Annotated in this window: 14 protein-coding genes and 2 pseudogenes; 3 read left to right on the forward strand and 13 right to left on the reverse strand. The window is 42.0% G+C overall.

Annotated elements, in window-relative coordinates; translation table 11 throughout:
* Positions 1-27: 27 nt before the first annotated feature.
* The 8 genes from QM874_RS03975 to QM874_RS04010 all read right to left on the reverse strand — a co-directional run bounded on the left by QM874_RS03975 (position 28) and on the right by QM874_RS04010 (position 8,017).
* Positions 28-1,065, reverse strand: a complete 1,038-nt coding sequence (locus tag QM874_RS03975) for an aldose epimerase family protein (protein ID WP_414316301.1) — start codon at positions 1,063-1,065, stop codon at positions 28-30.
* Between the two features lie 146 nt (positions 1,066-1,211).
* Positions 1,212-2,207, reverse strand: coding sequence for a tagatose-bisphosphate aldolase (gene lacD / locus QM874_RS03980; protein WP_414316302.1), 996 nt, complete (start codon positions 2,205-2,207; stop codon positions 1,212-1,214).
* 13 nt (positions 2,208-2,220) lie between these two features.
* Complete coding sequence (locus QM874_RS03985) at positions 2,221-3,384, reverse strand: SIS domain-containing protein (RefSeq protein WP_414316303.1); 1,164 nt, start codon at positions 3,382-3,384, stop codon at positions 2,221-2,223.
* A 224-nt stretch (positions 3,385-3,608) separates the two neighbouring features.
* Positions 3,609-4,013 carry a PTS sugar transporter subunit IIA gene (locus QM874_RS03990; RefSeq protein WP_414316304.1) on the reverse strand — a complete coding sequence of 135 codons (405 nt, stop codon included), beginning with the start codon at positions 4,011-4,013 and terminating at the stop codon, positions 3,609-3,611.
* 3 nt (positions 4,014-4,016) lie between these two features.
* The gene (locus tag QM874_RS03995) at positions 4,017-4,838 is read right to left on the reverse strand and encodes a PTS system mannose/fructose/sorbose family transporter subunit IID (RefSeq protein ID WP_049509363.1); all 822 of its coding nucleotides are present in this window, start codon (positions 4,836-4,838) and stop codon (positions 4,017-4,019) included.
* Positions 4,825-5,730, reverse strand: coding sequence for a PTS mannose/fructose/sorbose/N-acetylgalactosamine transporter subunit IIC (locus tag QM874_RS04000; protein WP_075232293.1), 906 nt, complete (start codon positions 5,728-5,730; stop codon positions 4,825-4,827). Before QM874_RS04000 ends, QM874_RS03995 begins: the two co-directional genes overlap by 14 nt.
* Before the next feature lie 26 nt (positions 5,731-5,756).
* The gene (locus QM874_RS04005; RefSeq protein WP_414316305.1) at positions 5,757-6,233 is read right to left on the reverse strand and encodes a PTS system mannose/fructose/N-acetylgalactosamine-transporter subunit IIB; all 477 of its coding nucleotides are present in this window, start codon (positions 6,231-6,233) and stop codon (positions 5,757-5,759) included.
* Positions 6,230-8,017 (reverse strand): glycoside hydrolase family 35 protein, encoded by a 1,788-nt coding sequence (locus tag QM874_RS04010; protein WP_414316306.1) that lies wholly within the window; start codon positions 8,015-8,017, stop codon positions 6,230-6,232. Before QM874_RS04010 ends, QM874_RS04005 begins: the two co-directional genes overlap by 4 nt.
* Before the next feature lie 326 nt (positions 8,018-8,343).
* On the opposite strand from QM874_RS04010, the gene QM874_RS04015 reads away from it, so the two are divergent.
* The 3 genes and pseudogenes from QM874_RS04015 to QM874_RS04025 form a co-directional block, all read left to right on the forward strand.
* On the forward strand, positions 8,344-9,060 hold the full coding sequence (locus QM874_RS04015; protein WP_414270630.1) for a GntR family transcriptional regulator: 717 nt from the start codon (positions 8,344-8,346) through the stop codon (positions 9,058-9,060).
* A 272-nt stretch (positions 9,061-9,332) separates the two neighbouring features.
* Positions 9,333-13,427 (forward strand): annotated as a pseudogene (locus tag QM874_RS04020) (G5 domain-containing protein); the annotation flags it as partial.
* Between the two features lie 90 nt (positions 13,428-13,517).
* Positions 13,518-14,522 (forward strand): annotated as a pseudogene (locus tag QM874_RS04025) (G5 domain-containing protein); the annotation flags it as partial.
* Between the two features lie 62 nt (positions 14,523-14,584).
* On the opposite strand, the gene purB reads toward QM874_RS04025, so the two are convergent.
* The 5 genes from purB to purE are packed head-to-tail and all read right to left on the reverse strand — an operon-like array spanning position 14,585 to position 18,698.
* Entirely contained in the window at positions 14,585-15,883 is a 1,299-nt protein-coding gene (gene purB, locus QM874_RS04030; RefSeq protein ID WP_414316307.1) for an adenylosuccinate lyase, read from the reverse strand.
* A 60-nt stretch (positions 15,884-15,943) separates the two neighbouring features.
* Positions 15,944-16,171 carry a phosphoribosylaminoimidazole carboxylase gene (locus tag QM874_RS04035; RefSeq protein ID WP_414316308.1) on the reverse strand — a complete coding sequence of 76 codons (228 nt, stop codon included), beginning with the start codon at positions 16,169-16,171 and terminating at the stop codon, positions 15,944-15,946.
* A gap of 9 nt (positions 16,172-16,180) precedes the next feature.
* Positions 16,181-17,131: a ketopantoate reductase family protein gene (locus QM874_RS04040; RefSeq protein ID WP_295330876.1), complete on the reverse strand. Its 951-nt coding sequence runs from the start codon at positions 17,129-17,131 to the stop codon at positions 16,181-16,183.
* Positions 17,132-18,223 (reverse strand): 5-(carboxyamino)imidazole ribonucleotide synthase, encoded by a 1,092-nt coding sequence (purK, locus tag QM874_RS04045; RefSeq protein ID WP_295330879.1) that lies wholly within the window; start codon positions 18,221-18,223, stop codon positions 17,132-17,134.
* A complete protein-coding gene (purE, locus tag QM874_RS04050; protein WP_414316309.1) occupies positions 18,210-18,698 on the reverse strand; it encodes a 5-(carboxyamino)imidazole ribonucleotide mutase in 489 nt (162 codons plus the stop codon). The genes purK and purE overlap by 14 nt, the downstream gene beginning before the upstream one ends.
* Between the last annotated feature and the right edge of the window lie 85 nt (positions 18,699-18,783).

The raw sequence follows: 18,783 nt of genomic DNA on the forward strand, positions 1-18,783 counted from the left end.
AAATCGAATGACTTCAGAGAATTTTTATTATTTCACGACAAGCTCGTAACGAGTTTTGCTGGTGAAAGTTTCACCTGCTTTGAGAATGACTTGATCTTTAAGATCGCTATGAATAGCATCTGGTAAAGCTTGCGCTTCAAGAGCAATCCCATTGTGCTGAATCATTGGCTGACCAGCGATGATGACACTCTCATCCACAAAGTTTGCTGTGTAGACCACAAAGCAAGGAGCCTCTGTCTTAAAGAGTAAGAAACGACCTGAGTTTTGATCATAAAGGAAACCAGCATTGTCATGTCCTGCAGGTAGCGCAAATGGATGGTCCAAACCAGATACGAGTTGGATTTGCTCATCTTCTTCTGCAAAGATATCTTTCAACAAAGCACCATTGTAGATATGTTTAACCACATCACGGTTAGCATCTGGAGTTTTAGCTGGGACACCATCAGGAGCAATTGGATAAATCCCCTCAGTGTTCAATTGGAAGACATGGCGATCAACAGTCTGAGTGAAATCGCCTGACAGGTTAAAATAGCTATGGTTGGTTGGATTGACCAAGGTATCCTGGTCTGTCGTTACCTTGTAACTAACTTCGTAGGCACCACTTTCTTCCAAGTGGTAGCTAATCCAGATCTTAAGATTTCCAGGGAAACCTCCAGTCCCGTCTGCTCTTTCTGTGTAAAGAGTCAAACCATGATCATTCACTTCGACTAGCTCAAACAAGCTAGAATCCCAACCAGTTGAGCCACTGTGGTTACAGTTGCTAGCGTTGTTGACTTCTAGTTCATAGGTCTTCCCATTGAGTTCAAATGTTGCACCTGCGATACGACCTGCAACTGGACCTACACTTGCTCCATGTTTAGGGCTATTTCCCACATAGCTTTCGAAATCGTCAAAACCTAGGATAACATTGGCAAAATTGCCAGCCTTATCTGGAGTTACATAGCGTAAAATTGTTGCTCCATAAGTCATGATTTCCAGTTGGTATCCTGCCTCCGTTTCAAAACGGTAAGCGAGGACATCCTTGCCATCAACTTTCCCAAATACACGTTCTGTGTATGCTTTCATCCTTCTCTCCTTTTTCTAATTCAATTAAGTAAACAAACCATAGAAAGCGCATTCACGTTCTATGGTTTTATTGTATGATTTACAAACACCTTTGTCAAGAAACCATAAATATTTTCTTAACAAAAGTAATTCCTTCTATTTCTGATCTATGCTTCTACACGTTCAGTCCATGAAGTAGCTGTTGTTTGAAGTACTTTATTGAGTTCATCAATGTTTTCAAATCCAGTTGTACGAAGCCATTCGCGAGCTGCTGCTTCACCATCTTTGATGTAAGCTTCAACTGATCCAGCCCATGTTGCACGTCCACAAAGAACTCCGTTGAAGTTTGCGCCTGATTCGTGGGCAAATACAAGAGTTTCTTGGAAGAGTTTAGCGGATACACCTGCACTCAAGTAGATGTATGGAAGGTTAGTAGCTTCGTCCTGAGCTTTGAAGAAAGCAGCTGCTTCTTCACGTGTATGAACGATTTCGCCATCACCAAAGCCTTCAACGTATTTCACGTTAACTGGAACTTCCACTTTCAAGACATCAATGTTGAAACGTGGATCGGAGAAGACTTTCATAGCACCGATAACCTTACGTGGTTTTACTTTAGCGTATTCTGCAGAACCTGCATCAGCAATCTTTTCATCATAAGCCAAGATTTCAAGGAAGAATGGAATGTCTTCAGCCACACACTCAGAACCAATACGTTCGATGTAGGCTTGTTTTTGTTGGTTGAGTTCGTCAGAGCTATCTACGTCATAGTAAAGCAAGAACTTAACAGCATCTGCACCTTGTTCTTTGATACGTTTTGCAGACCAAACATCCAAGCAGTCTGGCAAACGTTTTGTGCTTGTTGTGTCGTATCCAGTTTTTTCATAAGCAAGGAGCAGACCTGCATTTGGAGCAAGTGCTTTGGTTGCTGGAAGACCATATTCAGGGTCAAGAAGCATTGATGAAGCATATTTTGTCAATTCATCTGCTACCAAGACTTTAAGTTCTTCCATTTGAGCTACTGTTGGCTCTTCTGTTTGGTATTGAGCCATGAGGCGTTTCAAAGCACCACGTTGGTCAAAAGCAAGAGCTGAGATGATACCATTTTCATCAGAGAGTTTTTGCATACAAGCAAGTTTATTTGGGCTTAATTTTAATTTACTCATAACTTTATCCTCTTTATTTAAACTCATGGATGATAACACCTTGAACTACACGGTTTACAGTACCAGTAGGAGATGGTGTATCTGGTCTGTTACCAACTTTAAGCGAAGTTAAGAGCGAGAACAGTTGACCATAAATGATGTAAGGGAAGACACGGTAAACATCATTCAGAACCCCACCGCATCCAAGTGCTACTTCCTTAACATTTTCAAGGCCGAAGGTCTGGTCACTCAATAGAACAACACGACGAGCAATTTGATCGCCAGCAACTTCACGAACCAAGTCCAAATCATACTTGCGAGTGTAGTCTGTGGTTGAACCAAATACCAAAACAACTGTATCTTCATTGATCAAAGATTTTGGACCATGACGGAAGCCAACTGGGCTTTCATACATAGTCGCTACTTGACCAGCAGTCAATTCCAAAATTTTAAGCTGTGCTTCGTGAGCAAGTCCGAAGAATGGGCCCGCACCTAAGTAGATGACACGGTTAAATTCTAGGTCAACCAACTCTTTGACATCTGCTACATTATCAAGGACTTTACGAGCTAAACTAGATAGCACTTCAAAACGTTCAGCTTTAACAGCAAATTCTGTTGGATCAAATACCAAAAGGGCTGTCAACATCATTGAAGTGAAGCTTGAAGTCATAGCAAAGCCAGCATCGTTAGAAGCAGCTGGTTGTAGCAACAAGAGGTTGCGGTCATCACCATGAGCTTGAAGAGCCAATTTCCCTTCAGCCGCACAAGTAATAGTCACTTGATAAAGCTCATCAACCAAGGCCTTAGCCAAGTCAACGGTTGCTACACTCTCAGGTGAGTTTCCACTACGTGCAAATGATACCAAAACAGTTGCCACGTCTTTTTTTAAATAAGTTTGTGGATTAGCTACGATATCAGTTGTCGCGATAGCATTGAAATTCCATTTACGTTCATCATAAACTTCCTTAAAGTAAGGAACCAGAGTATCACCTACATAAGCAGAAGTTCCAGCACCAGTTAGGATTACTTTGATATAGTCATGCTTATCTGCAATTCCTTGCAAGAAAGCTGCAATTTCATCACGTCGTGCTTGATAAGCTTCAAAAGCTTCTTTCCAAACATCTGGTTGTTGGTAGATCTCGCGTGTTGTGATTTCTGCCCCCAACTCAAGCAATTCTTCTTTTGTATAATCTAGCATTGAGTCCCTCTAATCTATTATTATATTATTTTTTATTTAAAATATGGGAATGGGAGTAAGCCCCATTCCCATGTATATTCTATATAAAATGCTCTAACGGTTTTCACGTTGTCACATCGTATACTCAATGAAAATCAAAGAGCAAACTAGGAAGCTAGCCGAAGGCTGTACTCAAGTACGGCAAGGCGAAGCTGACGTGGTTTGAATTTGATTTTTGAAGAGTATTATTCATCTTCATCGTCGTCGAAGCTTGCCAATAAATCATTAACTTTGACAATGCTCTCTGAAGCACGATTTTTATAATCTGCATCAGCGCCGGTTAGGCTCGCATTGATAAACTCAATCACCATTGGAAGATTCATTCCTGCGTAAAGTTCGATGTCACGACCTTCCATAATCAGACGGCTCACCACATTACATGGTGTTCCACCAAGGAGGTCAGCAAAGACTAGGAAATCATCCAAACCTTCGACAGCAGCTTCAAATTTCGCAGTGAAATCTTCTGGTCCATCTTCTGGAAGAAGAGCAACTGCATGAATATTTTCTTGTGGACCCATAATCATTTCTGTGCTACCTTTAAGTTCTTCACAGAAACGTCCATGGCTCACTAAAATCAATGATTTAGTCATAAATTATGCGCCCATTCCAAGTACAAATTTACCGATGAATGAAAGTCCAACTGCAAGAGCAATGATGATACCGATTGCTTTAGTTGAGTTCATACCTTTCTTACCAAGCAACCAGAAGATGAATGCTGTAAAGATTGCTGGAAGCAAGCGTGGGAAGATTGAGTTCAAGATGTCTTGGAAGTCAATCATTTTTTCACCGATTGGCAATTTGTATGAAATTTCAAAGTTAATCATTGTTGCTACAAGAGCACCCATCATGAACACACCAAGTACAGATGCAGCTTCAATCAAAGCTGTCAAAGTGCTTTGCATGTTGTTGATAAGGTTAACCCCTTCTTTGTATGCAAATTCCAATTGTTTCCAACGGAAGATGTCATACGCTACTGCAACTGCGATCCAAAGGAAGATACCCCAAGGTTGACCAGCGATAGCCATTGTTGCAGCGATAGATCCCATGATAGCAGGTACAAGTGAACCAAAGATTGTATCTCCAAGAGGAGCGAATGGTCCCATCAAACCTGTCTTGATACCGTTAACCGCATCTTTTGAGCCAACGCCATCTTTTTCTTCCATAGCAAGGTCAAAACCAGCGATGATTGTGTGGAAGAATGGTGAAGTGTTGAAGAATTGAGTATGAACTTTCATCATTTCTTTCAACTCAGGAGTTCCATCTCCATACATTTTACGCAATTGTGGCAAGATCATGTAAAGGTAACCTGATGCTTGCATACGCTCGTAGTTCCATCCCAATTGGAAAGTGAACAAGCTACGTTTGTTAATTTGATTAAAATCTTCTTTTGTTAATTTGTAATTAGAATTCGTCATCTTCAATTTCCCCACTTTCTGATGGTGTAGAAGGTGCTGCTACAGCAACTTTTTGGCTGTTCTTGAAGTGAACAACCGCAAGGAAGATACCTACGATAGAGATACCGATCATAGACAATCCTTTGAAGTTGTTGGCAAAGCCAATTTTTTCAGCAACGTCAGCAGGAAGAGTGCCAATGATACCAGCAACTGCTCCACCAAGACCTGTTACGTATGAGTAAAGAACAGTCAACATAGCTGTCAAACCGAATCCCATAGCAAGGTAGTGAAGGTTACGTTTAACTGGAAGGTAACGAAGCAAGATAGCGAATCCAAGACCTGGAAGCATACGACCTGCAAGAGTCAAACCGTCTGCAACCCATTGGAATTCTTTAACAAGGTTTACAACTGCTTGTACGAATTCTCCACCAAAAGCAAGGGCGAAGAATACTGGAAGGGCACGAGAAGCAGCCCATGGAAGCGCACCAAGAAGGTAGTTACGTTCGATTGCTTTATAGTCAAAGCGTTCGATCGCAGCATCAATACGGTGTGCGAAGAATGTAGTAGTCATACGACCAAGTACGTCGAAGTAAGTCAAAAGTGCCGCTACTGGTACAGCGATTGTAGTGATCGCAAGATCTGTTTCGATACCTTGTGAAACTGAGAAAGCTGTCGCAAGAACCGCACCAGAAGTTGCGTCGATACGAGAAGCACCACCGAAGGTACCTACCCCAAGGACAAACAACTGCAAGCTACCACCGATAAACAAACCAGTTGTCAAATCTCCCATGATCAAACCAGTAATGAAACCAGCGAATACAGGGGAACCTGCAGAAGAAACGATCGTCAACTCATCACAGATTTGATAAGCTGAGTACAGAGTGAGAAGTAAAATTTGCCACCATTGTATCATAACAATGACCTCCTAAAAATTTTTTCCTATTTTAATAAGCTCAAAAAGTCTGAAACTGGATCATTTGGAACCATTTGAGCAGTAAGTTTAACACCTTTTTCCGCCAATTTGTGGAAATCTTCTACGTCTTTATCTACAACGTTGATTGAACGTGTGATAGAACGAGTTTCTGGTGTTTGAGACATGTTGCCGACATTGACTGTTTCAAGCGATACGCCTGCTTCAACCAAACCAAGGAAACGGTCAGGTTTGCGTGCTACAATCAAGAGACGTTGGCTGTCATATTTGCCAGCAAGGATATTCGCTGCCGCTTTATCAACCGGCAAGATACTAAGTTTTACACCTGGTGGTGTTGCAAGTTTCAATCCGCTCTTTTCAACATCGTTGTTCACAACCTCATTGTCAACGACCATGATACGTGAAACATTGAGTTTAGCAGACCAAAGATTGGCTACTTGTCCGTGGATCAAACGTCCATCGATACGGCATCCTACAATTGTCATAAGTTTTCCCCCTTTATGTGTTTTAGTGTAGGTTTACGAGTTAAATGTATGTGTTCTTTATAATCCCCTTCAGTTTCAAAGATAATGATGCGGTTAGCACCTTCTTTGAGATAGCTGTGTGGAATATAAAGCGATAAGGTTGGACCAACATTCCAGAAACGTCCTAGATTACGGCCGTTGACATAGGCAACCCCTTTGCCAAACTCAGAAAGTTCCAAGTAGGTGTCCTTGGGCTCCTTGACTTCAAAGTCAAAGGCGTAAAAGGCAGGTTGTCCTTCTGTCCATCCTTTTGAAAAATCAATCTTTTCAGGATTATCAAGTGGAAGCGGATAGTGTTCCCAATTAAGCATAAAGTGTAGGTCTTTGCAGACACCAGTTCGAATTCCTTTTCGTTGTGTATCGGCTAGGAACTTATGCCCGTAATTGACACGCCCCATATTTTCAATAAGGATGTCAAATCTAGAGAGCGCTTTCTTTTCTCCTTGATAGAAGATATCTTCTCCAATTTCAGTCTGGTACTGGGTTGCGACCCATTTCCTATCTACAAATAGTTGAGCTCTATCGCGTCCATCAATGATGCGGATGCGTTCTTCTTCTGCATCCCAGCTAGCTTCTGTACGATAGAGAAGGTAGCCGTAGCTTTGTCCCAACTCTTCCATTTTCTTAGGATAGAGACTTTCAGTTGGACTTGTTAAACTATCTAAGGTTTCAAATAGAGAAACTTTCTCAACCAGTGGAATGTTTTCAACTTCCATACTTTCTTTGTAAAGCGGTTCCAATTGTGGATACTCAGGATAATAAGTAGCCATCATTTCTTTAACTGCCATGTATTTAGCAGTTGGATTTCCAGCTTCATCAAGAAGAGCATCATAATCATAAGATGTTACTTGTGGTAAATCAATGGTTCCTCGAGCTGAACAACCATTCATAAAACCAAAGTTGGTTCCACCGTGGAACATGTAAAGGTTGATAGAGCCTTGCTCTAGAACCTCGTGAACAGCTTCTGCCAACTCTTCTGCATCACGCGTGATGACTGGTTCTTTCCAACGATTAAACCATCCATCCCAGAATTCCATACACATGAGCGGCCATTTCTTACCATACTCATCAAAGAACTCTTGCATTTGTGAGAAGTTGAAGTTAGCTTTCGAGCCAAAGTTTCCTGTTACAAAGAGATCATCTTCGATCAAGGTTCCAGCTTTCAAAGTAGCTCGCCATGGTCCATCAGATGTAAAGAGCGGACAAGTAACTGAACGTTCTTCCATCAATCGGCGAATCTCACGCAAGTATGTCTTGTCTTCACCATAGGAGCCGTACTCATTTTCAACCTGCATCATGAGGATGTTACCACCATTATCCAACAATCTTGAAACAAGACGTGGAAGTAAATGATCGTAGTATCGTCCTACCATTTCTACATAGGCTGGATCAGAGGAACGGATTCGCATGTCTTTATTTAAAAGCCATGCTGGTAAACCACCGAACTCCCACTCTGCACAGATGAAAGGAGATGGTCGTACAATAGCATACAAGCCTAAATCCTGAGCTGTCTGAAGAAATTTGTCAATATTAAGATTGCCTTCAAAATTGAAGTTTCCTTCAGTTGGCTCATGCAAATTCCAAGCGACGTATGTTTCAACAGTGTTGAAACCTAAAGCCTTGAGATTGTATAATGAATGATACCAGTCCTCTTCAGGAATTCTAAAATAATGAATGGCACCAGATAAAATTTTGAATGGTTTCCCATCTAGGTAAAAATCATCCTCAATTTTAAATCTTGTCATTTCACCACCCCATACTTTTCCGTTTGCGCTTTCATTTGTTGTTATATTAAATAATAAACCAATGAAGCCATCTTGTCAATAGATTTTTAAAAAATTATTTAAAATTTTTCTTTTTTTTACTGAATTGTTTTCTAAAATTCTTCAAAAAAAGTTTTTTATATTAAATTTTTTCCGCCTAAATAACTTGATTTCATGAATTTTTAATGGTAAAAAATATATAAGTCAATCACTTAGTCTATTATTTTATATTTTTATACTATAATACTATCATTTTCAAACTAATTATGGTAGAATCAAAATGGAAAAGGAAAAAATGAGGTGAAAATATGGCAATTCCAAAGTATCAATATATCAAAGATGAATTGAAAAACAAAATCATTTCAGGTCAATTCGCTAGTGGAGATAAGTTCTACACTGAAGCAGAATTGATTGCGATGTATGATGTAAGTTCAATCACTGTTGTTCGTGCCTTAAATGACCTTGCCAAAGACGGCTATATTGTCCGCCAACAAGGAAAGGGAACCTTTGTGGCTCGCGCACGCAAGCACAAACTTGTAGAATTTTCTGATGTAGAAATCTTCGAAACGAAAGATGATAAAGTCACGGTTCTTTCTATTGAACGTGGGAACGATCTTAAATATTTAGAAAAACTCGGCCTACGTGGAGATCAATTTTATTACAAAATTGAACGTATCCGTGAATCAAACGGTGTTACTTACATTTACCACACATCTTATATCCCTGAACAATACATCAATGCAAACTACCCAGATTTAGAATATTATAGTTCTATCTATAATCGTTTCAAATTAGACTACCACATTCATATGAATGACGAGCATTTTGAAGAAATCAATGAAATTGTATTTCCGACTCCAGAACATGCTGCTTCTATCCTAGGAATCGACTCCCAGTTCCCAACTGTTCTCCAAACCAAGACAACTAAGCTTGAGTCAACTGGTCAAGTGTTGGAATACATTGAGACCTATAAACGTTCTGATTTCTACAAGATTAAGTTTATTTCATGTGATCGTGATCACTAAACATTAAAAAGTAAGTCTGAGACATTGCTCTCAGGCTTTTCTGTTTTTATGATAGCATGAGATTTCTCAGGGAAAAATACCCATAAAATTTATCTATAATTTGGAGTAATTTTACTAAAAAGAAAGTTAAAAACTAAAAATGACTCTAATTTAAGTACTTCTTATATTTTTTATAGTTATTTTCCTAAAAAGCTTGACTTTACTAGATTCAGATAATACAATGGAATTAGTTTTGTGAAAACGCTACCAAAAAATAACAGGGAGGTTACTTAATGAAACCAGAAAACAAACAGCGTTTCTCTATTCGTAAATACGCAATCGGAGCAGCTTCTGTCTTGATTGGCTTTGCCTTTCATGCCCAGGCTGTTGCTGCTGATGGAGTCGTTCCAGCAACAGAGAATCAACCTACTCTTCAAACCACAGGAGAGGCGTCTCCACAGGCTAGTGAGGAAAAGCTTGCGGAAAATCCTACAACAGAAACAGCAACTCCTGTAACTAACACTGAAGCACCAAAAATTGAAGCTACTCCTGCACCTATTGTAGAAAAAACTGTTGCAACCGAAGAAACTCCAGCAAAACCAGAAGTAACCGAAGAAGCTAAGCAGTCAGAACCAGAAAAGGTAGAAAACAAGAAAGTTGCTAAAGCTGAAGCTCCTGTGGTTGCTACAGAGAGAGCTGCTCAAGTCAATGAAAAACTGGCTAAAAAGAAAATCGTTTCAATCGATGCAGGGCGTAAATACTTCTCTCCTGAACAACTGAAAGAAATCATCGACAAAGCCAAACACTATGGCTATACTGATCTTCATCTCCTAGTCGGAAATGATGGCTTGCGTTTTATGCTTGATGATATGTCTCTAACTGTAGGGGACAAGACTTATGCCAGCGACGATGTCAAACGTGCTGTTGAAAACGGAACTAATGCTTACTACAACGATCCAAACGGCAATCATCTAACTGAAAGCCAAATGACCGACTTGATTAACTATGCTAAGGATAAAGGAATTGGACTTATCCCAACAGTCAATAGCCCAGGTCACATGGATGCTATCCTTAACGCCATGAAAGAGCTTGGCATTGAAAAGCCTAACTTTAACTATTTTGGTAAAGAATCTGCACGTACTGTTGACCTAGATAATGAAAAAGCAGTTGCCTTTACAAAAGCTTTGATTGATAAATACGCTGCTTACTTTGCTGGCAAGTCTGAAATCTTCAACATCGGTTTGGACGAGTATGCTAATGATGCTACTAACGCCAAGGGATGGAGTGTGCTTCAAGCCTATAAATGGTATCCAGAAGATGGATACCCAGACAAGGGTTATGACAAATTCATCGCCTACGCTAACGACCTAGCTCGCATCGTCAAATCTCACGGTCTGAAACCAATGGCCTTCAACGACGGTATCTACTATAATAGTGATACAAGTTTTGGTACCTTTGACAAGGACATCATCGTCTCTATGTGGACTGGTGGCTGGGGTGGTTACGATGTCGCTTCTTCTAAATTACTAGCTGAAAAAGGACACGAAATCCTCAATACTAACGATGCTTGGTACTACGTTCTCGGCCGTAATGCTGATGGACAAGGTTGGTACAACCTTGATCAAGGTTTGAATGGTATTAAGAGCACACCAATTACTTCAGTTCCAAAAACTGAAGGAGCTGATATTCCTATCATCGGTGGTATGGTAGCTGCTTGGGCTGATACTCCATCTGCCCGCTACTCTCCATCTCGTCTATTCAAGCTCATGCGCCAATTCGCGAACTCAAATGCTGAATATTTCGCTGCCGACTACGAGTCTGCTGAACAAGCTCTGAAAGAAGTTCCAACTGATCTTAATCGTTATACAGAAGAAAGTGTTGCCGCAGTTAAAGAAGCTGAAAAAGCCATTCGTTCTCTTGATGGCAACCTCAGCCGTGCTCAACAAGATACTATTGATCAAGCGATCGCAAAACTCCAGGAAGCTGTTAGCAACTTGACCTTCACTCCAGAAGCTCAAAAAGAAGAGGACGCTAAACGCGAAGTTGAAAAACTAGCTAAGAACAAGGTTATCTCTATCGATGCTGGACGTAAATACTTCACACTAGACCAGCTGAAACGTATCGTTGACAAGGCTAGCGAACTTGGTTACTCTGACATCCATCTCCTCCTTGGAAATGATGGACTTCGCTTCCTACTGGATGACATGACTATCACTGCAAACGGCAAGACCTATGCTAGTGACGATGTGAAAAATGCCATCATTGAAGGAACAAAATCTTACTACGATGATCCTAATGGAACTACTTTGAACCAAGCTGAAATTACTGAACTTATCCAGTATGCTAAGAACAAAGGTATTGGACTAATCCCAGCTATCAATAGCCCAGGTCACATGGATGCTATGCTTGTCGCTATGGAAAAATTGGGCATCGCAAACCCTCAAGCTAACTTTGACAAGGTTTCAAAAACAACCATGGACCTTGAAAACGAAGAAGCAATGAACTTTACAAAAGCTCTTATCGGCAAGTACATGGACTTCTTTGCAGGTAAAACTAAGATCTTTAACTATGGTACAGATGAGTATGCCAATGATGCTACCAACGCTCAAGGTTGGTACTACCTCAAGTGGTACGGCCTCTACGGTAAATTTGCTGAATACGCTAATAGCTTAGCTGCCATGGCTAAAGAAAAAGGTCTTCAACCAATGGCCTTTAACGACGGCTTCTACTATGAAGACAAGGATGATGTTGAGTTTGATAAAGATGTTATCATCTCTTACTGGTCTAAAGGATGGTGGGGTTACAACCTTGCATCTCCTCAATACCTAGCAAGTAAGGGGTACAAATTCCTTAACACTAATGGAGACTGGTACTACATTCTCGGTCAAAAACCAGAAGATGGTGGTGGCTTCCTCAAGAAAGCTATTGAAAATACTGAAAAAACTCCATTTAACCAGCTAGCTTCAACTAAATACCCTGAAGTTGACCTACCTACTATTGGTAGTATGCTAGCTATCTGGGCTGATAGACCAAGCGCAGAATACAAGGAAGAAGAAATCTTTGAACTTATGACTGCTTTTGCAGATCACAACAAAGACTACTTCCGTGCTGACTACAAAGCACTACGCGAAGAACTTGCTCAAATCCCTGAAAACTTAGAAGGATATAGCACAGAAAGCCTCGACGCTCTCAAAGCTGCTAAAGATGCTCTGAACTACAATCTTAACCGTAGTAAACAAGCTGAGTTGGATGCCCTCGTAGCTAATCTTAAAGCAGCTAGACTAGGGCTTAAGCCAGCCGCAACTCACTCAGGAAGCCTTGATGAAAGTGAAACTCCTGCTGCTGTTGAAAACCTACCAGAGCTTCTCGTTAAGACAGAAGAAATTCCTTTTGAAATCGTTAAGAAAGACAATCCTAACCTTCCAGCAGGACAAGAAAAAGTCATCACTGAAGGTGTCAAAGGTGAACGTACAATCTACGTCTCAGTTACTACTGAAAATGGTAAGGAAACTGAAACAATTCTTGAAGAAAAAGTCACAAAAGAAGCTGTCAACCAAGTGGTTGAAGTTGGAACTCCAGTCACTCACCTTGGCGATGAAAAAGGACAAGCAGCTACAACTGAGGAACTTCCTAAACTAGATGTCCAAACTGAAGACATTTCATTTACAACTATTACTCGTGAAACTGATCAGTTACCTAAGGGACAATCTCGTATCGTGACTGAAGGTGTGAACGGTCGTCGTAGCCATTTCTACTCTGTGACTACTGCTGCGGATGGATCTGAAGTTAAGACTCTAGTAAGCAGTGAAGTAAGCCTAGAACCTATCACCCAAGTGGTAGAGGTGGGGAACCCTGTTACTCACCTTGGTGATGAAAAAGGACAAGCTGCTATCGCTGAAAACAAACCAAGAGTTGACATCCAAAATGAAGAAATTCCATTTACAACTATTACTCGTGAAACTGATGCATTGCCTAAGGGACAATCTCGTATCGTGACTGAAGGTGTGAACGGTCGTCGCAGCCATTTCTACTCTGTGACTACGGCTACGGATGGATCTGAAGTTAAGACTCTAGTTAGCAGTGAAGTGAGCCTAGAACCTATCACCCAAGTGGTGGAAGTGGGGAACCCTGTCACTCACCTTGGTGATGAAAAAGGACAAGCTTCTATTGCTGAAAACAAACCAAGAGTTGACATCCAAAATGAAGAAATTCCATTTACAACCATCACTCGTGAAACTAATCAATTACCTAAAGGACAATCTCGTATCGTGACTGAAGGTGTAAACGGTTGTCGTAGTCATTTCTACTCTGTGACTACTGCTGCTGACGGAACTGAAGTTAAAACATTGGTTACAAGTGTCGTAGCGCAAGAACCTGTCGCTCAAGTGATTGAAGTGGGGAACCCTGTCACTCACCTTGGTGATGAAAAAGGGCAAGCAGCTACAACTGAGGAACTTCCTAAACTAGATGTCCAAAATGAAGACATTCCATTTACAACTATTACTCGTGAAACTGATCAGTTGCCTAAGGGACAAACTCGTATCGTGACTGAAGGTGTAAACGGTCGTCGCAGCTACTTCTATTCTGTAACTACGGCTACGGATGGATCTGAAGTTAAGACTCTAGTAAGCAGTGAAGTAAGCCTAGAACCTATCACCCAAGTGGTAGAGGTGGGGAACCCTGTTACTCACCTTGGTGATGAAAAAGGGCAAGCAGCTACAACTGAGGAACTTCCTAAACTAGATGTCCAAACTGAAGACATTCCATTTACAACTATTACTCGTGAAACTGATCAGTTGCCTAAGGGACAATCTCGTATCGTGACTGAAGGTGTGAACGGTCGTCGCAGCTACTTCTATTCTGTAACTACGGCTACGAATGGATCTGAAGTTAAGACTCTAGTTAGCAGTGAAGTGAGCCTAGAACCTATCACCCAAGTGGTGGAAGTGGGGAACCCTGTCACTCACCTTGGTGATGAAAAAGGACAAGCTACTATTGCTGAAAACAAACCAAGAGTTGACATCCAAAATGAAGAAATTCCATTCACAACCATCACTCGTGAAACTAATCAATTACCTAAAGGACAATCTCGTATCGTGACTGAAGGTGTAAACGGTCGTCGTAGCCATTTCTACTCTGTGACTACTGCTGCTGATGGATCTGAAGTTAAAACATTGGTTACTAGTGTTGTCGCTCAAGAACCAGTCGCTCAAGTGATCGAAGTTGGCAACCCTGTCACTCACCTTGGCGATGAACATGGGCAAGCTACTATCGCCGAAGAAAAACCAACACTAGAAATCCCAAGCGAGCCAGCTCCAGCAACTGTTCCTGCAGAGGAAAACAAAGCACTTCCTCAAGGTCCAGCTCCTGTAGCAAAAGAGAAAAAACTACCTGAAACAGGAACTCAAGGTTCAGAATGGTTAATTGCTACTGGTCTTATGTCAGCTCTCACAGCTTATGGACTTAGCAAGAAAAAAGATTAAACTCAAATCATTTTGATATAAGATAAAAAGCGGGACTTAGGTCTCGCTTTTTATTGTTATCATTAATCACCCAAACCGATGCGTTCGAAGATCTCATCCACACGTTTGGTATAGTAAGTTGGGTTAAAGATTTCGTCAATTTCTTCTTGAGTGAGGCGTGAGGTTACTTCTGGATCTGCTTCAAGAAGTGGTTTGAAGTCTACTTGGTTATCCCATGATTGGGCAGTCTTTGGTTGAACAAGGTCGTAAGCTTGTTCACGTGTCATGCCTTTTTCAATCAAAGTAAGCATCGCACGTTGGCTGAAAATCAAACCAAAAGTCGAGTTCATGTTGCGGATCATGTTTTCCGGGAAGACTGTCAAGTTCTTAACGATGTTTCCAAAACGATTGAGCATGTAGTCAATCAAGATAGTTGTATCTGGTGCGATGATACGCTCAGCTGATGAGTGAGAGATATCACGTTCGTGCCAAAGGGCTACGTTTTCATAAGCTGTTACCATGTGACCACGAATGACACGCGCAAGACCTGTCATATTTTCAGAACCGATAGGGTTTCGTTTGTGAGGCATTGCTGAAGACCCTTTTTGCCCCTTGGCAAAGAATTCTTCCACTTCGCGTTGCTCAGACTTTTGCAGACCACGGATTTCCGTTGCCATACGTTCAATAGAAGTCGCGATGCTGGCAAGAACCGCAAAGTACTCAGCGTGAAGGTCACGAGGAAGGACCTGTGTAGAGATTTCTTGAGCACGGATACCCAATTTGTCGCAGACGTATTGCTCTACAAATGGTGGGATGTTGGCAAAGTTCCCAACCGCACCAGAAATCTTACCAGCTTCCACACCAGCAGCCGCATGCTCGAAACGCTCGATGTTGCGCTTCATTTCGCTGTACCAAGTGGCCAATTTAAGACCAAATGTTGTCGGCTCAGCGTGCACACCATGAGTACGACCCATCATAATAGTGAACTTGTGTTCTTTCGCCTTGTCAGCGATAATGTTGGTGAAGTTTTCAAGGTCACGACGAATGATGTCGTTGGCCTGCTTGTAAAGGTAACCGTAGGCCGTATCCACCACATCAGTAGAAGTCAAACCATAGTGAACCCACTTGCGCTCTTCTCCAAGAGTCTCAGAAACCGCACGCGTGAAGGCCACCACATCGTGGCGAGTCTCCTGCTCAATCTCCAAAATACGGTCGATGTCAAAGTTCGCTTTTTCACGAATCAAAGCCACATCTTCCTTAGGGATTTCCCCCAACTCAGCCCATGCCTCGTCAGCCAAGATTTCCACCTCAAGCCAAGCACGGTATTTATTTTCTTCAGTCCAAATATTCGCCATCTCAGGGCGAGAGTAACGTTCGATCATGTTTAATTTTCCTTTCTTCTTAACCTTTTGGGAATTAGCTAGCTAAGTGAACGAAGTTCCCTATTCAAACTCTTCTTTCCCAATCCATACAGATGGATAGTGATCCAGTGTATTCAAATCCGTATCTAACGGTAGATCATAGATAGCTAGATAGTTTTCAGGGTATTGTGCAACTAGCTCTTCATACTTAGCTTTCACCTTTTCGTGATCGCTACTAGCATACAAGACTTCGATGACTGCTCCTGTCTTCTCTTTTTCAACAAATGCGTTGACAATGAGTTGTATCATAAAAAACTCCTAAATCGAAATGCCCTTCATATTTGCTTCCAGAATAGGCATCTTCACACCTAACACCTGACCGGTCTGATAAACACTTTGACAACAATAGAAGATGTCCTGTTTATCATTGTGCAAAGTCATAATTTTTCGGGTCAGCTCATTTTTCGCAAACATGACTTTCATGGCCTTGCCGGCTATCCAAGCGGGAATTTTGTATGGCAATAGTTCTGCTTGGTAAAGCTTCAAATTCACGCCACGCGCTTCTACGACTTTCAAAGCTTCTCGAATGGCCTTGATGGCCAATGATAATTCCGATGAACTATTCATCAAGTTCAAAGCCAGTTCTTCTGGATTTTCCAAATTTCCTGAGCGAGCAGCTGTCGAAGTGACACCTGCGTTAATCGCCATGTGAATCCAAATCCACTCGACCATATCATGAGGCACTTCCCACTTCAAATCTGCAGAAACTAGTAAAGCCGTCAGATCAGCGTAGTTAGAAATGTGTGCTTTTTGCTCACCTTCTAGCATTAAATGGTCGAACAAGACACCATCCAAATGGTTCTCCTGCATGTGACCACCCGCTGTCGGAAATGCCAAAATATAGTCATAATCTCCTGCCCACTCTTGGACCTCTTTTCGAGTATCCCAGAAATTGCAGAAGAAAACAAGGGTGCCTTTGATATTATTTTTTCGTAAGGTTTCCACAGCTTCTTTGACAAGCCCATGACGCACACTGAGAAAAATAAAATCATATTCCGAATGAGCTTCTGCCACATGAACCTCATAAGTATCATGCTTGTTCTCACCTTTGGAATGATAGCGACCATCTAGCAGATCAACTGACAACTCCTTCGGTGCATTGTTTTTCTTACTATCTCTCAGTACGTGTTCCACCTGATGGCCTGCTTTTTGAAAGGCGTAGGCATAAGTGGTCCCGATCACTCCGAGTCCTAGAATCGCTATTTTCACTTAAAAATCAATCCCTTTCCCAAACTCCTCAACCTTATCTGGTTCATCACTAAACAAAGTCACGTGTCCCATCTTTCGGTTGTACTTCGCTTCTATTTTACCATATAAGTGGAGGTGGGCGCTTGGATTTTCTGTCACATATTTTTCAGCAGCCTCGACATGCTGGCCAAGAACATTGAGCATGACTGCTGGTGCATGTAGTTTGATGTCTGGCAATGGTGCTCCCAGAACACCCAGAATATGAGTGTCAAACTGAGAAAAGTCACAGGCTTCAATCGAGTAGTGGCCTGAGTTGTGTGGACGTGGTGCAATTTCATTGACAATGATGTCGTCAGCAGTCGCAAACATTTCCACGCAAAGAGTTCCAGAAAGGTTTAGTTGTTCAGCAATTCGCAGAGCCATAGCTTTGGCTTTTTCAGCTAGACTTTCTGAAATGCGAGCAGGCACGATGGTTTTAGAGAGGATGTTGTTGCGGTGGATATTTTCCTGAACTGGGAAGACTGTCACATCCTTGCCATTTCCTGACACGATGACAGAAATCTCAAGGTCAAAGTTGACGAATTCTTCCAAGACGCAGTCTGCTGAATCTGCTAGTGCAGAAGCTTCTTCCAAGTCTGCTTCTGAGCGAATGACTTTTTGCCCATGTCCATCGTAGCCACCTGTCGCAGTCTTGAGGACATAGTTTTTCGATAGGTCAATATCTGCCAAATCAAGGCTAGATGTCACAACCTTGTAGGGTGCTACAGTGACTTGAGCCTTGTTTGAGAGGAAGTCCTTTTCAAAAATCCGATTTTGCGAAATGCGGAGCAGGTCTGTTCCTTGAGGTAGCTGTCCATCCTTGATGACAGCATCCAAACCGTCAGCATCGACATTTTCAAACTCATAGGTGAGGACATCGCAACGCTCAGCCAGCTGATGAAGGGCATCCACATCGTTATAAGGCGCCACGATGATTTCCGCCACACGAGAAGCTGGGCAATCCGCCGCAGGATCCAGCGCGATAACCTTGTGCCCCATGTAGATAGCAGAAATGGCCATCATCTGACCCAGCTGACCGCCACCGATAATTCCGATTGTTTTAGATGAGCTCATTGCTAGACTCCTCTGCGATTTTTCCCTGTTCTTCTGTGAAATCTGCCAATGCTGTCGCGATAGCCTGATCTTCTACCGAAAGAAGACGGAGGGCAAAGAGGGCGGCGTTTGTCGCTCCTGCTTCACCGATAGCCATAGTTGCGACTGGCACTCCACCCGGCATTTGAACAATAGAGTAGAGCGAGTCTACGCCACTAAGAGCACGAGACTTGACGGGTACACCAATAACTGGAAGGGTTGTTTTGGCAGCTACCATTCCTGGCAAATGAGCTGCGCCACCAGCGCCTGCGATGATAACCTTGATGCCACGGCTACGTGCTTCTTCTGCATGTTTGAACATGAGGTCTGGTGTACGGTGTGCGGAAACAACTTTCTTTTCGTAGGCTACACCGAAGCGGTCTAGGACTTCTGCTGTTTTTTGCATGGTTGCCCAGTCGGATTTTGAGCCCATGATGATGGAAATTACTGGTTTCATTTTTTCTCCTTTTTCGATAATCGTCTATTGTATTGCGGACGTAAGCGACCGCCTGTAGCGTTCCATTACTAAAACTGGAGCCTGA

Origin of the sequence: Streptococcus infantis (genome assembly GCF_047463615.1) — a bacterium.
GTDB lineage: Bacteria > Bacillota > Bacilli > Lactobacillales > Streptococcaceae > Streptococcus > Streptococcus infantis_X.

Coding starts and splice junctions, on each gene's coding strand:
- QM874_RS03975 (WP_414316301.1), bottom strand. CDS start 1,065: ATGAAAGCATACACAGAACGTGTATTTGGGAAAGTTGATGGCAAGGAT.
- lacD (WP_414316302.1), bottom strand. CDS start 2,207: ATGAGTAAATTAAAATTAAGCCCAAATAAACTTGCTTGTATGCAAAAA.
- QM874_RS03985 (WP_414316303.1), bottom strand. CDS start 3,384: ATGCTAGATTATACAAAAGAAGAATTGCTTGAGTTGGGGGCAGAAATC.
- QM874_RS03990 (WP_414316304.1), bottom strand. CDS start 4,013: ATGACTAAATCATTGATTTTAGTGAGCCATGGACGTTTCTGTGAAGAA.
- QM874_RS03995 (WP_049509363.1), bottom strand. CDS start 4,838: ATGACGAATTCTAATTACAAATTAACAAAAGAAGATTTTAATCAAATT.
- QM874_RS04000 (WP_075232293.1), bottom strand. CDS start 5,730: ATGATACAATGGTGGCAAATTTTACTTCTCACTCTGTACTCAGCTTAT.
- QM874_RS04005 (WP_414316305.1), bottom strand. CDS start 6,233: ATGACAATTGTAGGATGCCGTATCGATGGACGTTTGATCCACGGACAA.
- QM874_RS04010 (WP_414316306.1), bottom strand. CDS start 8,017: ATGACAAGATTTAAAATTGAGGATGATTTTTACCTAGATGGGAAACCA.
- QM874_RS04015 (WP_414270630.1), top strand. CDS start 8,344: ATGGCAATTCCAAAGTATCAATATATCAAAGATGAATTGAAAAACAAA.
- purB (WP_414316307.1), bottom strand. CDS start 15,883: ATGATCGAACGTTACTCTCGCCCTGAGATGGCGAATATTTGGACTGAA.
- QM874_RS04035 (WP_414316308.1), bottom strand. CDS start 16,171: ATGATACAACTCATTGTCAACGCATTTGTTGAAAAAGAGAAGACAGGA.
- purK (WP_295330879.1), bottom strand. CDS start 18,223: ATGAGCTCATCTAAAACAATCGGAATTATCGGTGGCGGTCAGCTGGGT.
- purE (WP_414316309.1), bottom strand. CDS start 18,698: ATGAAACCAGTAATTTCCATCATCATGGGCTCAAAATCCGACTGGGCA.